Source organism: Ectopseudomonas composti, from assembly GCF_900115475.1.
Lineage (GTDB): Bacteria > Pseudomonadota > Gammaproteobacteria > Pseudomonadales > Pseudomonadaceae > Aquipseudomonas > Aquipseudomonas composti.
In genome coordinates, this window is the sequence record NZ_FOWP01000001.1 from 681,630 (window position 1) to 695,378 (window position 13,749).

Consider the following 13,749-nt stretch of genomic DNA (forward strand, 5'->3'; position numbering starts at 1 on the left):
AGACCGCACGATAGCCAAAACCATGATAAAGCCCCGCCTGATAGCCGCTGCAGAGATCGACCGCCTGGAAACCTGGGCCAAATACACCGCCGATATGTGCCACAGCTGCATGTCTACCTGCTGCACCATGCCGGTTGAGGTGCGCCTGAATGACCTGATTCGCCTGGAACTGGTGGACGAGTTCGAGCGCAGTGAACCGCCGAAGAACATCGCCAAGCGCCTGCAGAAGGACGGCATCGTCGAGCGCTTCAACCAGAAATCGGGCATCTTCACCCTGATCCGCATGTCCAACAACGACTGCCTGTTCCTGGATCGCAAGACGCGCCTGTGCAGCGTCTACGAAAAGCGCCCGGACACCTGCCGCCATCACCCCAAGGTCGGACCACGGCCGGGGTATTGCGCGTACAAGCCGAAGTAGGGCTGGTCACGCGGGCACTGCCCCTGGTGCGCACAACCTGGGCGGCCCCGCGACACCCTACGAAGCTCGGCGCAGGCCGATAACACGCCCGACGCAGGCTGGGCGTTGCAGATTCTGCTGTTCGGCAGCCAGGTGCGCCACCCGCTCGGCCACCTGTTCGTCGAACAGCGCCGCGCGGCCGGCGGCGCTGTCGATATTCATCAGCATCTGCTCGCTTTCCGCCAGGCTGGCGCCTTCGCCCGGCCGGTAAAGGCCATGGTGGATATGCAGGCGCTTGGCGTCGTGCGCCAGTAGCTGGGTGCGCACCTCCACCCGCTCGCCCTCCTTCACCTCCGCCAGGAAGTTGAGGTGGCATTCCAGGGTGTACAGCGTGTGCCCAGTACGGGCACGACCGGCTTCGTCCAGGCCCAGCACATCCATCAGCGCATCGGTGGCATGACTGAAGATCAGCAGGTAAAAGGCGTCACGCAAGTGACCGTTGTAGTCGACCCAATCGGGGGAGATGCTGGTTTGGTAGCTGGTCAGCGGCTTGGCGGACATGACACGACTCCAGAAGTGGCCCCGGTGCGTAGGGTGCGCCGTGCGCACCGGGAATGACTCGATTACTCGGCGAACTCGAAACCATGCTTGGCCTTGGTCTGCCGAATCGCCTCCAGCACCGCCAGTAGGCAATCGTCGCGATAGCGCTCCAGGGCGTCCAGGCTGCGTTCACCCTGCTGCTCGGCGGTGCCTTCGACCACCGCGTCGATCAGCCCGTCGGTCAATTCCGGCGCTTCGAGGTACGTCCAGGGCAGCTTCAGCGCCGGGCCGAACTGCGCCATGAAGTGGCGCATGCCGGCCGGGCCGCCAGCCAAGGTGTAGGTCAGGAAGCTGCCCATGAACGACCAGCGCAGGCCGGCACCGAAACGGATCGCGTCGTCGATCTCGCCGGTGGTCGCCACGCCATCGTTGACCAGGTGCAAGGCCTCACGCCATAGCGCTTCGAGCAGGCGGTCGGCGATAAAGCCCGGGACTTCCTTGCGCACATGCAATGGGCGCATACCCAGCCCGGTGTAGACCTGAATCGCCGCCTGCACCGCCTCGGGCGCGGTCTTCGCCCCGCCCACCACTTCCACCAGCGGCAGCAGGTACACCGGATTGAACGGATGGCCGACCACGCAACGTTCGGGATGCGCGGCGCCTTCGTAGAACTCGCTAGGCAGCAGACCCGAGGTGCTGGAGCCGATCAATACGTTGGGGCGTGCTGCAGCACTGATCTTGGCGTGCAGTTCGCACTTGAGGTCGAGGCGCTCGGGCGCGCTTTCCTGGATGAAATCGGCATCGCGCACGCAGTCTTCGATGCTGCTGACGAAACGCAGGCGACTCAGCGAGGCGCCGGGGACCAGGCCCTGTTTTTCCAGCGCCGGCCAGGCATTGGCCAGACGCTTGCGCAGCGCAGCCTCGGCGCCAGGCGCCGGGTCCCAGGCGATGACGTCGAGGCCATGGGCCAAAGCGCGGGCGATCCAGCCGGCGCCGATGACGCCGGTGCCGAGGGCGGCGAAGGTCTTGATATCGGTGACGAAGGTCATGGTTGAACTCCGGTAGCCCGGATGCAATCCGGGGAATTGGCGTTAGGGAATGCCCCGGATTGCATCCGGGATAGCGGAGCGAGGGACCAACCCTCTCCCGATCGCGGGCCGCCCCTGCCCCTCTCCCGCAAGCGGGAGAGGGGAGGAAGCGGGCTTAGCGTCTGGATTTGAGCTTCATCTTCTCCCGCCCCTCGGCCGGGGTCAGGGCGCGGCCGCCGAGGCGCTCGATGATCTCGATGGCGCGTTCGACCAACTGGCCATTGCTGGCGTGCACGCCGCGATCCAGCCAGATGTTGTCCTCCAGCCCCACCCGCACGTGGCCGCCGAGCAGCATGGCCTGGGCGACCATGGGCATCTGCATGCGGCCGATGCCGAAGCCGGCCCAGGTGATGTCTGGCGGCAGGTTGTCGGCCATGGCCTTCATGGTCGTGGTGTCGGCCGGCGCGCCCCAGGGAATGCCCAGGCACAGCTGGATCAGCGGGTCGTCCAGCAGGCCTTCCTTGATCATCTGCTTGGCGAACCACAGGTGGCCGGTATCGAAGACTTCCAGCTCGGCCTTCACCCCCAGCTCGGTGATGCGCTTGGCGCCGGCGCGCAGTTGCGCCGGGGTGGAGACGTAGATGAAATCGCCGTCGCCAAAATTCAGCGTGCCGCAGTCCAGGGTGCAGATTTCCGGCAGCAGTTCCTCGACATGCGCCAGCCGAGTGATCGGCCCGACCAGGTCGGTACCAGCACCGAACTCCAGCGGTTGCTCGCCCCGGCCAATCTCCAGGTCGCCACCCATACCGGCGGTGAGGTTGATGATCACGTCGGTGTCGCTTTCACGAATGCGCTCGACCAGCTCGCGGTACAGCGCTACATCGCGGCTCGGCTTGCCGGTCTGCGGGTCGCGCACATGGCAATGGGCGACAGTAGCGCCGGCCTTGGCCGCCTCGATGGCGGCGGCGGCGATCTCCTTGGGCGTGACCGGGATCGCCGGGTGCTTGCCGACGGTGTCGCCAGCGCCGGTCACCGCGCAGGTGACGATAACCTCGTAATTCATTTTCGACTGTCCTTTCCAGAGGCGAACGAGTGCCGACGGCAGGGCCGCAGGCGTTGTGCAAAAAGGGAGTTGGCGCCGGCTCAACCGGCGCCGTGCTATCAGTTGCCGGCGACCAGCGCGGCGTTAGCAGGCTTGCCGTCCAGCGTGGTGACGCCCTCAAGCCAGGCGTCTACCACTTGCGGGTTGGCCTTGATCCAGTCACGCGCCACTTGGGCGGCCGGTTTACGGTCCATGATCGGCTGCATCAGCTCGGCTTCCTGCTGGCTGGTGAAGCGCAGGCTGGTGAGCAGGCGGTTGGCGTTGGGGCAACGCTCGGCGTAGTCCGGCGCGGTAACGGTGGACACGGTGGCGGCGCCATCGTTGGGGCCGAACACGTCGTCGGTACCGGTCAGGTAGGTGACCTGCATCGACAGGTTCATCGGGTGCGGTTTCCAGCCGAAGAACACCACCGGTTTCTCGTTGCGCACAGCGCGGCCGACAGCGGCGAGCATGCCAGCTTCACTGGACTCAACCAGCTTGAAGCCGCCCAGGCCGAACTGGTTGGTGTCGATCATTTTCTGGATCGCCGTATTGGCGCCGGAGCCGGCTTCGATGCCATAGATCTTGCCGTCCAGCTCGTCCTTGAATTTGGCGATATCGGCCAGGGTCTTCAGACCCTTGTCGGCGGTGTAGCTCGGCACTGCGAGCACCGCCACGGCATCGTTCAACGATGGCTCGGCCGCAACCTTGACCGCGCCGGCATCGAGGAAGGGTTTGATGTTGTCGTCCATGATCGGCTTCCAGTAACCGAGGAAGGCATCGATCTGCCCCTTCTGGATGCCGGCAAAGATGATCTGTTGCGACGCCTGGGTCTGCTTGGTTTCGTAGCCGAGGCCCTGCAGCAGCTCGCTGGCGACGGCGGTGGTGGCGACCACGTCGGTCCAGCCGACGGCGCCGATGCGAACGTTCTTGCAACTGGCGTCGTCGGCCAGCAGGGAGGTACTGAACAGGCTCAGGGTGCAGCACGCGGCCAGCGCGGTAAGACCTTTCATCTGGGTGCTCCTCATCGTGTCACAGCGGTTCTATTTCGTTTTTCTAGAGGTCTGCCAACGGACAGAACCCCCACCGTGCTCGGGTTTCTTGTTTCCCGATGAAACCACCTTACGCTTCGATTCCACGCCTTATGCGCACTTGAGCGACTATTTATTGACCCATACCGACTTTCTGCTTGCATGAAAACCCTACTGGCCGATTAATCTCTCGGCATGCCCGTAACCGGATGCAAACCGGGAATCCGCCCCCGGATTGCATCCGGGCTACCAGCCACCCTGCCCCGGCGCCGTGACCTGTATGCCCCAGACCTTCTGTTTCCTGCTGCTGCCCGGTTTCTCGATGATGGGCCTGATGTCGGCCATCGAACCGCTGCGCGTGGCTAATCGTTTTCGTGGCGAGCTGTACCGCTGGCGCCTGCTCAGCCAGGACGGCAATGCCGTGCAAGCCAGCAACGGCATGTCGCTCAACGTCGACGACAGCCTGGAATTGCCCGCTGACAGCCAGGCGCTGTTCGTGGTCGCCGGCTTCGAACCGCTGGCCCACTACGACCATCACCTGGCGCACTGGCTGCAACGGCGTGAGCCGGAACTGGTGATCCTCGGCGGTATCGACACCGGCAGCTTCGTGCTGGCCGAGGCCGGGCTGTTCCAACACCAGCGCCTGACCCTGCACTGGGAAGCCATCGAGGCCTTTCGCGAGCGCTACCCGGCGCTGCTGGTCACCCAGGAGCTGTTCGAGATCGACGGCAAGCGCATCACCAGCGCCGGTGGCACCAGCAGCCTCGACCTGATGCTCGGCCTGATCGGCCAGGCGCATGGCGAGCCGCTGGCGATGCAGGTATCCGAGCAGTTCGTGGTCAGCCGCATCCGCACCCGTCTGGATCACCAGCGCATGCAGATCGCCAGCCGCTACGACCTGCACAATAAGAAGCTGGTGCGGGTGATCAGCGAGATGGAGCGCCAGTGCGAGCAGCCGCTATCCAGCGAGGAGCTGGCCGAGCTGGCCGGCATCACCGTACGCCAGCTGGAGCGGCTGTTCCGTCATCACCTGGCGACCACACCCTCGGCCTTCTACCTCGGCCTGCGTCTGGACAAGGCACGCCAACTGCTGCGCCAGAGCGACCTCAGCGTGCTCGAGGTGAGCCTGGCCTGTGGCTTCGATTCGGCCTCGTATTTCTCGCGCAGCTACCGCCGGCACTTCGCCGCCAGCCCCAGCCAGGATCGCCACGAGCGCCTGGACTGAAATCCCCCAGTCCTAAAAGCCGGGACGCATCCGGCCTCGCACCGATCGCGCCAACCCCGCAACGCGCACCGACTGAACGTACACCAACCAGTAGGAGTGGGATGTCACATGCAAAGCCACATATCCGTTCGCGACCTCGGCTTGACGCTTTCGGCAAACCCCCAGTCGTTTTTGCACCGGGTCGCCCAGCCCCCCAGGGATAAGCTCTCCCCAAAGCGCCGACGACCGACTCGACGCATCCGTTTAGGGGACAAGCCTGATGAGCCCAGCCGAATTGCACGCCGACAGCATCGTCATCGACGGTCTGATCATCGCCAAGTGGAACCGCGAACTGTTCGAAGACATGCGCAAAGGCGGCCTGACCGCGGCCAACTGCACCGTGTCGGTGTGGGAAGGTTTCCAGGCCACGGTGAACAACATCGTTGCCAGCAACAACCTGATCCGCGACAACAGCGACCTGGTCATCCCGGTGCGCACCACCGCCGACATCCGCAAAGCCAAGGAGCAGGGCAAGACCGGCATCCTCTACGGCTTCCAGAACGCCCATGCGTTCGAGGATCAGATCGGCTACGTCGAGGTGTTCAAGCAGCTCGGCGTGGGCATCGTGCAGATGTGCTACAACACCCAGAACCTGGTCGGCACCGGCTGCTACGAGCGCGACGGCGGCTTGTCCGGCTTCGGCCGCGAGATCGTCGCCGAGATGAACCGCGTCGGCATCATGTGCGATCTGTCCCACGTCGGCTCCAAGACCTCTGAAGAGGTCATCCTCGAGTCGAAGAAGCCGGTCTGCTACTCGCACTGCCTGCCCTCGGGCCTGAAGGAACACCCGCGCAACAAGTCCGATGAAGAACTGAAGTTCATCGCCGACCACGGTGGCTTCGTCGGCGTGACCATGTTCGCGCCGTTCCTGGCCAAGGGCATCGACTCGACCATCGACGACTACGCCGAGGCCATCGAGTACGTGATGAACATCGTCGGCGAAGACGCCATCGGCATCGGCACCGACTTCACCCAGGGCCACGGCAAGGAATTCTTCGAGTGGCTGACCCACGACAAGGGTTATGCCCGCCGCCTGACCAGCTTCGGCAAGATCGTCAACCCACTGGGCATCCGCACCGTGGGCGAATTCCCCAACCTCACCGAGACCCTGCTCAAACGCGGCATGCCCGAGCGCGTGGTGCGCAAGGTCATGGGCGAGAACTGGGTAAGGGTACTGAAAGACGTCTGGGGCGAATAAGCCCTTCCACCCCAATTTCTGTAGGAGCGGCTTCAGCCGCGAGCCGTCCCGAAGGACGGTATGCCCTGAAGCTTCGCGGTTAAAGCCGCTCCTACGATTCGAACTCAGGAGTTTCCGTACATGGCCACCCACGCCCCCGAAATGCCCATCCAGGTCGACGACGAAACTGGCGTCTGGACCACCGACGCGCTGCCGATGCTCTACGTGCCGCGGCATTTCTTCGTCAACAACCACATGGGCATCGAGGAAGTGCTCGGCGCCGACAAGTACGCCGAGATCCTCTACAAGGCCGGCTACAAGTCCGCCTGGCACTGGTGCGAGAAGGAGGCCGAGTGCCATGGCATTTCTGGCGCCGCCGTATTCGAGCACTACATGAAGCGCCTGTCGCAGCGTGGCTGGGGCCTGTTCGAAACGCAGAAGCTCGACCTGGAGACTGGCTATGCCGAGGTCAAGCTCAAGCACTCGGCCTTCGTTTACGTCTACGGCAAAGTGAATCGCAAGGTGGATTACATGTTCACCGGCTGGTTCTCCGGTGCCATCGACCAGATCCTGGCCGCCAAGGGCAGCCCGATCCGCACCGTCACCGTGCAGGAATACAGCGGCGCCGAAGAGGGCCATGACGACGGCCTGTTCGTTACCCGCCCGCTTTAAAGCCGAACGCCACGGTGGGTGGCGCGAGCCATCCACCCCACGAAAGAACACCGCGCACCGTGAGCGCGTAGCAGCCGAATCGAGGAGAAGGTCATGGCCTTCGAAGCAATGTTCCAGCCGATCCAGATCGGCAAGCTGACCATCCGCAACCGCGTGCTCTCCACTGCGCACGCCGAGGTCTATGCCACCGACGGAGGCATGACCACCGAGCGCTACGTGAAGTACTACGAGGAGAAGGCCAAGGGCGGCATCGGCCTAGCCATCTGCGGCGGTTCGTCGGTGGTGGCCATCGACAGCCCGCAGCAATGGTGGAGTTCGGTGAACCTGTCCACCGACCGCATCATCCCGCACTTCCAGAATCTCGCTGACGCCATGCACAAGCACGGCGCCAAGATCATGATCCAGATTACCCACATGGGCCGCCGCTCGCGTTGGGATGGCTACCACTGGCCGACCCTGATGTCGCCGTCCGGCATCCGTGAACCGGTGCACCGAGCCACCTGCAAGACCATCGAGATCGAGGAAATCTGGCGCATCATCGGCAACTACGCCCAGGCTGCGCGTCGCGCGAAGGAAGGCGGTCTCGACGGCGTCGAACTGTCCGCCGTGCACCAGCACCTGATCGACCAGTTCTGGTCGCCGCGCGTGAACAAGCGCACCGACGAATGGGGCGGCACCTTCGAAGGCCGCATGAAGTTCGGCCTGGAAGTGCTCAAGGCCGTGCGCAAGGAAGTCGGCGACGACTTCTGCGTTGGCATGCGCATCACCGGTGACGAATTCCACCCGGACGGCCTGTCCCACGAGGACATGAAACAGATCGCCGCCTACTACGACGCCACCGGCATGCTCGATTTCATCGGCGTAGTCGGCTCGGGCTGCGACACCCACAACACCCTGGCCAACGTAATCCCCAACATGAGCTTTCCGCCGGAGCCGTTCCTGCACCTGGCGGCTGGCATCAAGGAAGTGGTCAAGGTACCGGTGCTGCACGCGCAGAACATCAAGGACCCGAACCAGGCCACGCGCATTCTCGAAGGCGGCTACGTGGACATGGTCGGCATGACCCGCGCGCACATTGCCGACCCGCACCTGATCGCCAAGATCAAGATGGGCCAGATCGACCAGATCAAGCAGTGCGTTGGCGCCAACTACTGCATCGACCGCCAGTACCAGGGCCTGGACGTGCTGTGCATCCAGAACGCCGCGACCAGCCGCGAGTACATGGGCGTGCCGCACATCATCGAGAAAACCACCGGCGTGAAACGCAAGGTGGTGGTCGTCGGTGGTGGCCCGGCCGGCATGGAGGCGGCACGTGTCGCAGCCGAGCGTGGCCACGACGTGACCCTGTTCGAGAAGCAGGACAGCCTGGGCGGGCAGATCAGCATCGCCGCCCGCGCTCCGCAACGCGACCAGATCGCCGGCATCACCCGCTGGTACCAGCTGGAACTGGCACGCCTGGGCATCGACCTGCGCCTGGGCACTGCGGCCGACGAGGCGACCCTCCTCGACCTGCGCCCGGACATCATCGTCCTGGCCAACGGCGGCCATCCGTTCCTCGAACAAAACGAGCACTGGGGCGCCGACGAAGGCCTGGTGGTGAGTAGCTGGGACGTGCTCTCGGGCAAGGTCGAACCAGGCAAGAACGTACTGGTGTACGACACCATCTGCGAGTTCACCGGCATGTCGGTCGCTGACTACCTGGCGGACAAAGGCTCGCAGGTGGAGATCGTCACCGACGACATCAAGCCGGGCGTGGCCATCGGCGGCACCAGCTTCCCTACCTACTACCGCAGCCTGTATCCGAAAGAAGTGATCATGACCGGTGACCTGATGCTGGAGAAGGTCTACCGCGAAGGCGACAAGCTGGTCGCCGTATTGGAGAACGAATACACCGGTGCCAAGGAAGAGCGCGTGGTCGACCAGGTGGTGGTGGAGAACGGCGTTCGTCCGGACGAGTCGCTGTACTACGCCCTCAAGGAAGGCTCGCGCAACAAGGGTCAGATCGACGTCGACGCACTGTTCGCGATCAAACCGCAGCCGTGCCTGAGCGAGTCGGGCGATGGTTACCTGCTGTTCCGCATCGGCGACTGCGTGGCCCAGCGCAACACCCACGCGGCGATCTACGACGCCTTGCGCCTGTGCAAGGACTTCTGACGGCGTTCTGATTCACGTAGGAGCGGCCGGGCGGCGATCCGCTTCAGCCACGAAGCGATGTCACTCGGAGAGTCGACGGCATCGCGGCTGAAGCCGCTCGTACAGAACTGCGCTGCGTTTCGATGAGTTCGCCAGGAGCCATCATGCTAAACACCATTCTCCCCATCCTGCTCTTCGCCGCCCTGGCCCTCGCGGTCATCGGGGCGGCCAAGCGCTTCTTCATGTGGCGTCGCGGCCGACCAGCCAAGGTCGACTGGATCGGCGGTCTGCTGAAGATGCCGCGTCGCTATCTGGTGGATCTGCACCATGTGGTCGAGCGCGACAAATACATGTCCAAGACCCACGTCGCCACCGCCGGTGGCTTCGTGCTGGCGGCAGTGCTGGCCATCGTCGTGCACGGTTTCGGCCTGCATAACCGTATCCTCGGCTTCGCCCTGCTGGCGGCCACAGTGCTGATGTTCGTCGGCGCCCTGTTCGTCGCCAAGCGTCGTCTCGATCCGCCCTCGCGGCTGTCGAAAGGCCCATGGATGCGTCTGCCGAAAAGCCTGCTGATGTTCGCCGTCAGCTTCTTTATCGCCACGTTGCCGGTTGCCGGGATTCTTCCCGCTGGTTTTGGTGGATGGATTCTCGCCGCCATCCTCGCAGTGGGTGTGGCCTGGGGCGTGTCCGAGTTGTTCCTGGGCATGACCTGGGGTGGGCCGATGAAACACGCCTTCGCCGGTGCCCTGCACCTGGCCTGGCACCGTCGCAGCGAACGCTTCGGTGGTGGTCGCTCTACGGGCTTGAAAGCCCTCGATCTGGACGACCGCAAAGCCCCGCTGGGCGTGGAGAAACCCACCGACTTCACCTGGAACCAACTGCTCGGCTTCGACGCCTGCGTGCAGTGCGGCAAGTGCGAGGCCATGTGCCCGGCCTTCGCCGCTGGCCAGCCGCTGAACCCGAAGAAACTGATCCAGGACATGGTCATCGGCCTGGCCGGCGGCAATGACGCCAACTTCGCCGGCTCGCCCTACCCTGGCAAGCCACTGGGCGAGCACAGCGGCGGCCCACACCTACCAATCGTCGCCCTCGAAGGCAAGGCGCTGGTCGATGCCGACACCCTGTGGTCGTGCACGACCTGCCGCGCCTGCGTCGAGGAATGCCCGATGATGATCGAGCACGTCGACGCCATCGTCGATATGCGCCGTCATCTCACGCTTGAGAAGGGGGCGACGCCGAACAAGGGCGCCGAGGTATTGGATAACCTGATCGCCACCGACAACCCCGGCGGCTTCAACCCCGGCGGTCGCCTGAACTGGGCCGCCGACCTGAACCTGCCGCTGCTCGCCGATAAGGGCGAAACCGATGTGTTGTTCTGGGTCGGTGACGGCGCCTTCGACATGCGCAATCAGCGCACCCTGCGCGCCTTCGTGAAGATCCTCAAGGCTGCCGACGTCGACTTCGCCGTGCTCGGCCTGGAAGAACGCGACAGCGGCGACGTGGCTCGCCGCCTGGGTGACGAGGCGACCTTCCAGAACCTGGCCAAGCGCAACATCGCCACCCTGGCCAAGTACCGCTTCAAGCGCATCGTCAGCTGCGATCCTCACAGCTTCCACGTGCTGAAGAACGAATACGGCACGCTCGGCGGCAACTACCAGGTTCTGCACCACAGTACCTTCATCGACGAGCTGGTGCGCAAGGGCGCGCTGAATCTCGGCCAGAGCAAGGCTGCCAGCGTCACCTATCACGACCCCTGCTACCTCGGCCGTTACAACGGCGAGTATGAAGCGCCACGCGCGGTGCTCAAGGCCATCGGCATCGAGGTCAAGGAAATGGAACGCTCGGGCTTCCGCTCACGCTGCTGCGGCGGCGGTGGCGGCGCACCGATCACCGACATTCCTGGCAAGCAGCGTATCCCCGATATGCGCATGGTCGACATCAAGGAAACGGGCGCCGAGTTGGTCGCCGTCGGCTGCCCACAGTGCACCGCGATGCTCGAAGGTGTGGTCGCGCCGCGTCCGGAGATCAAGGACATCGCCGAGCTGGTGGCCGAGGTACTGATCGAAGCCACCGAGGTGCCGGCCAAGCGGCCCGCCGCCAAGCGCGAAGTGGCGGAGGTGCAGTGATGAAGCCGCAAACCGCTTGTCTCCCCTCTCCCGCTTGCGGGAGAGGGGCCGGGGGAGAGGGTATGTCCGGCCACGCCGACGTCGCCTGCTTCCCCCTCTCCCTAACCCTCTCCCCCAAGGGGGCGAGGGAACCGTCCGTGCCTGACCAGGAGAGCGCAGCATGAGCGACATCATCCGCCGCGACCCTCGCGCCGAGTGGATCGCCCGCAACCGTCTGCACCCGTTGCATGCGTCGATGCAGAAGGCCGAAACCAGCTGGATGGGCCCCAATGGCATCATCCGCAAGAACCCGCATGCCATCGCCGCTGGATTCATCGGCCCGGCCGGGCTCAAGCGCATCGACCGCAGCGGCGCCCAGCAGGGCACCAGCAGCAAACGCAGCAGCGCCAGCGTCGCAGTGCAACTGCCGCTGCATATCCTCGAACAACCGGCGTTCCACATCTGCGTGGTGCCGGACATGGTCGGCGGCCGTCTGTCCAGCCATGACAAGGATCTGCTCGGCCTGGCCCGCAAGCTGGCCGGTGAAAGCGGCGCCGTGGTCGCCGTGGTGTTCGGCGAGGACAAGGAAGGCGCCTTCGACACGGCCGGCGTCGACCGCCTGTTGCGCATCGCGGGCGAAGCCTTCGACGGCTACGCCCCGGAAGCTCGCGTGCTCGCGCTGAGCGCAGTGGAAAGCCACCTAGCACCGCGCCATTGGCTGCTGCCCGACAGCCGCAGCGGTGGCGGCGAACTGGGCCGCCGCCTGGCCGCCAAGCTCGGTGAGCGCCCGGCCACGCGCGTCTGGCAGGTCGCCGGCGAGCAAGCCATCGGCCGTGCCGGCAGTGGCCAGCAGGATATCCAGCGCACGCTGCCACGCCTGATCCTGGCCGCCGCCGAATGCGCCGAACCGGTCAGCGAAACCCGCCATGAAGTCCGCTCGCTGGAGCTGGCCGAAAAGGTCGCCCACAGCCTGCCGCGCATCGAAGATCTCGGCCCGGTGGCCGTCGACCCGGCGCAGATCCCCCTGGCCGAAGCCGAGTTCATTCTCTCCGGCGGCAACGGCGTGAAGAACTGGGAGCTGTTCCACCAGGCCGCCGTTGCCCTCGGCGCCACCGAAGGCGCCTCGCGCGTTGCGGTCGACGACGGCTTCATGCCGCGCAACCGCCAGGTCGGCGCTACCGGCACCTGGGTCACCGCCCGCGTCTATCTGGCCGTCGGCATCTCCGGCGCCATCCAGCACCTGCAGGGCATCGGCGCCTGCGACAAGGTGGTGGCAGTGAACATGGATCCCGGCTGCGACATGATCAAACGTGCTGACCTTTCGGTGATCGGCGACTCGGCGGCAATCCTGGCGGCGCTGATGGAGCGCGTCGCTGCCTGGCGCCAGGAGGGCAAGCGCGATGCTGCCTAAGAACTGTGTAGCCCGGATGCAATCCGGGGCCCTCAACACCGATCCCCGGATTGCATCCGGGCTACGGGTGAAGCATGACTGATCTGAATATCGTCGCCCTGGTCTCGGTGGGCGCTCACCCGACCTCCGGTCGCCCACGGCGCGCCGAGCAGGACGCCCGTGCAGTGGAACTCGGCCTGCGCCTGGCGGGACAGAACCTGCAATTGCTGCACGCTGGCGACCCGCAGGCCGAAGCCCTGCGCGGTTATCTGGGCATGGGCCTGGAACAGCTCGATGTACTGGAGCAACCAGACAGCGCCGACGCCCTGCCGCTACTGGTCGACTACCTGCAAGGCAGCCGCACGCAGTTGGTGCTGACCGGCAGCCAGGCGGAAACCGGCGAGGGTTCGGGCATGCTGCCGTTCCTGCTGGCCGAGCGCCTGGGCTGGCCGATGGTCGTCGGCCTGGCCGAAGTGGAGAAAGTGGAAAACGGCGTGGCTCAGGTATTGCAAGCCTTGCCACGCGGTCAGCGGCGCCGGCTCAAGGTACGCCTGCCCTGTGTCGCCAGTGTCGACAACGCCGCGCCGGTCGCGCGGCAGAGTGCCTTCGGCCCGGCCCGCCGCGGGCAGGTCGAAGCGCATGAAGTGACAGTGGTGGATGACACACTGCTGGCCGAGGCTAGCCTGCAGCCGGCAAAGCCCCGCCCCAAACGTCTCAAGGTGATCAAGGCCAAGACCGGTGCGGAACGGATGAAGGCAGCGACGGCCAAAGCCAGCGGGGGTGGCGGCCAGATCCTCAAGGACGTCTCGCCACAGGAGGGAGCAGAGGCTATCTTCAAGCTGCTGATCGAAGAGGGCGTCCTGCGCTAGCAGGCAGTTTAAAAACTACCTGCGTTGCCATTGCGGCGTTAAAAACAGGCTCAAAATGCTCA

At 64.7% G+C, this 13,749-nt stretch carries 12 protein-coding genes; 8 read left to right on the plus strand and 4 right to left on the minus strand.

Going from position 1 to position 13,749, the window contains the following annotated elements:
• The first annotated feature begins 22 nt into the window (after nucleotides 1-22).
• On the plus strand, nucleotides 23-418 hold the full coding sequence (locus BM059_RS03005) for a YkgJ family cysteine cluster protein (protein ID WP_037004502.1): 396 nt from the start codon (nucleotides 23-25) through the stop codon (nucleotides 416-418).
• Between the two features lie 57 nt (nucleotides 419-475).
• Here the strand turns inward: BM059_RS03005 and BM059_RS03010 are convergent, their stop codons facing one another.
• From BM059_RS03010 to choX, 4 genes are all read right to left on the minus strand, one after another.
• Nucleotides 476-958 (minus strand): thioesterase family protein, encoded by a 483-nt coding sequence (locus tag BM059_RS03010; RefSeq protein ID WP_074936621.1) that lies wholly within the window; start codon nucleotides 956-958, stop codon nucleotides 476-478.
• A gap of 62 nt (nucleotides 959-1,020) precedes the next feature.
• Entirely contained in the window at nucleotides 1,021-1,986 is a 966-nt protein-coding gene (locus tag BM059_RS03015) for an L-carnitine dehydrogenase (RefSeq protein WP_074936622.1), read from the minus strand.
• A 154-nt stretch (nucleotides 1,987-2,140) separates the two neighbouring features.
• Nucleotides 2,141-3,028, minus strand: a complete 888-nt coding sequence (locus BM059_RS03020; protein ID WP_074936624.1) for a 3-dehydrocarnitine:acetyl-CoA trimethylamine transferase CdhC — start codon at nucleotides 3,026-3,028, stop codon at nucleotides 2,141-2,143.
• Nucleotides 3,029-3,126: 98 nt separating this feature from the next.
• Nucleotides 3,127-4,059, minus strand: coding sequence for a choline ABC transporter substrate-binding protein (gene choX / locus BM059_RS03025; RefSeq protein WP_037004496.1), 933 nt, complete (start codon nucleotides 4,057-4,059; stop codon nucleotides 3,127-3,129).
• A gap of 298 nt (nucleotides 4,060-4,357) precedes the next feature.
• Here choX and BM059_RS03030 point away from each other — a divergent pair, with 298 nt between their 5' ends.
• The 7 genes from BM059_RS03030 to etfB all read left to right on the plus strand — a co-directional run bounded on the left by BM059_RS03030 (nucleotide 4,358) and on the right by etfB (nucleotide 13,687).
• Nucleotides 4,358-5,302 carry a GlxA family transcriptional regulator gene (locus BM059_RS03030; RefSeq protein WP_074936625.1) on the plus strand — a complete coding sequence of 315 codons (945 nt, stop codon included), beginning with the start codon at nucleotides 4,358-4,360 and terminating at the stop codon, nucleotides 5,300-5,302.
• Between the two features lie 259 nt (nucleotides 5,303-5,561).
• Nucleotides 5,562-6,539 carry a dipeptidase gene (locus BM059_RS03035; protein WP_037004493.1) on the plus strand — a complete coding sequence of 326 codons (978 nt, stop codon included), beginning with the start codon at nucleotides 5,562-5,564 and terminating at the stop codon, nucleotides 6,537-6,539.
• Between the two features lie 120 nt (nucleotides 6,540-6,659).
• Nucleotides 6,660-7,190 (plus strand): DUF5943 domain-containing protein, encoded by a 531-nt coding sequence (locus BM059_RS03040; protein ID WP_074936627.1) that lies wholly within the window; start codon nucleotides 6,660-6,662, stop codon nucleotides 7,188-7,190.
• A 93-nt stretch (nucleotides 7,191-7,283) separates the two neighbouring features.
• Complete coding sequence (gene dgcA / locus BM059_RS03045; protein WP_074936629.1) at nucleotides 7,284-9,344, plus strand: dimethylglycine demethylation protein DgcA; 2,061 nt, start codon at nucleotides 7,284-7,286, stop codon at nucleotides 9,342-9,344.
• 143 nt (nucleotides 9,345-9,487) lie between these two features.
• Nucleotides 9,488-11,449 carry a dimethylglycine demethylation protein DgcB gene (gene dgcB / locus BM059_RS03050; protein WP_074936631.1) on the plus strand — a complete coding sequence of 654 codons (1,962 nt, stop codon included), beginning with the start codon at nucleotides 9,488-9,490 and terminating at the stop codon, nucleotides 11,447-11,449.
• Nucleotides 11,450-11,609: 160 nt separating this feature from the next.
• Nucleotides 11,610-12,839 carry an electron transfer flavoprotein subunit alpha gene (etfA, locus tag BM059_RS03055; RefSeq protein ID WP_074936632.1) on the plus strand — a complete coding sequence of 410 codons (1,230 nt, stop codon included), beginning with the start codon at nucleotides 11,610-11,612 and terminating at the stop codon, nucleotides 12,837-12,839.
• A gap of 74 nt (nucleotides 12,840-12,913) precedes the next feature.
• A complete protein-coding gene (gene etfB / locus BM059_RS03060; protein WP_074936634.1) occupies nucleotides 12,914-13,687 on the plus strand; it encodes an electron transfer flavoprotein subunit beta in 774 nt (257 codons plus the stop codon).
• Nucleotides 13,688-13,749: the final 62 nt, after the last annotated feature.

What these genes read in the sequence shown, in the direction of transcription:
- BM059_RS03030 (WP_074936625.1), top strand. Translation starts at nt 4,358, where the DNA reads ATGCCCCAGACCTTCTGTTTCCTGCTGCTGCCCGGTTTCTCGATGATG.
- choX (WP_037004496.1), bottom strand. Translation starts at nt 4,059, where the DNA reads ATGAAAGGTCTTACCGCGCTGGCCGCGTGCTGCACCCTGAGCCTGTTC.
- etfB (WP_074936634.1), top strand. Translation starts at nt 12,914, where the DNA reads ATGACTGATCTGAATATCGTCGCCCTGGTCTCGGTGGGCGCTCACCCG.
- BM059_RS03040 (WP_074936627.1), top strand. Translation starts at nt 6,660, where the DNA reads ATGGCCACCCACGCCCCCGAAATGCCCATCCAGGTCGACGACGAAACT.
- etfA (WP_074936632.1), top strand. Translation starts at nt 11,610, where the DNA reads ATGAGCGACATCATCCGCCGCGACCCTCGCGCCGAGTGGATCGCCCGC.
- BM059_RS03035 (WP_037004493.1), top strand. Translation starts at nt 5,562, where the DNA reads ATGAGCCCAGCCGAATTGCACGCCGACAGCATCGTCATCGACGGTCTG.
- BM059_RS03015 (WP_074936622.1), bottom strand. Translation starts at nt 1,986, where the DNA reads ATGACCTTCGTCACCGATATCAAGACCTTCGCCGCCCTCGGCACCGGC.
- dgcB (WP_074936631.1), top strand. Translation starts at nt 9,488, where the DNA reads ATGCTAAACACCATTCTCCCCATCCTGCTCTTCGCCGCCCTGGCCCTC.
- BM059_RS03020 (WP_074936624.1), bottom strand. Translation starts at nt 3,028, where the DNA reads ATGAATTACGAGGTTATCGTCACCTGCGCGGTGACCGGCGCTGGCGAC.
- BM059_RS03010 (WP_074936621.1), bottom strand. Translation starts at nt 958, where the DNA reads ATGTCCGCCAAGCCGCTGACCAGCTACCAAACCAGCATCTCCCCCGAT.
- BM059_RS03005 (WP_037004502.1), top strand. Translation starts at nt 23, where the DNA reads ATGATAAAGCCCCGCCTGATAGCCGCTGCAGAGATCGACCGCCTGGAA.
- dgcA (WP_074936629.1), top strand. Translation starts at nt 7,284, where the DNA reads ATGGCCTTCGAAGCAATGTTCCAGCCGATCCAGATCGGCAAGCTGACC.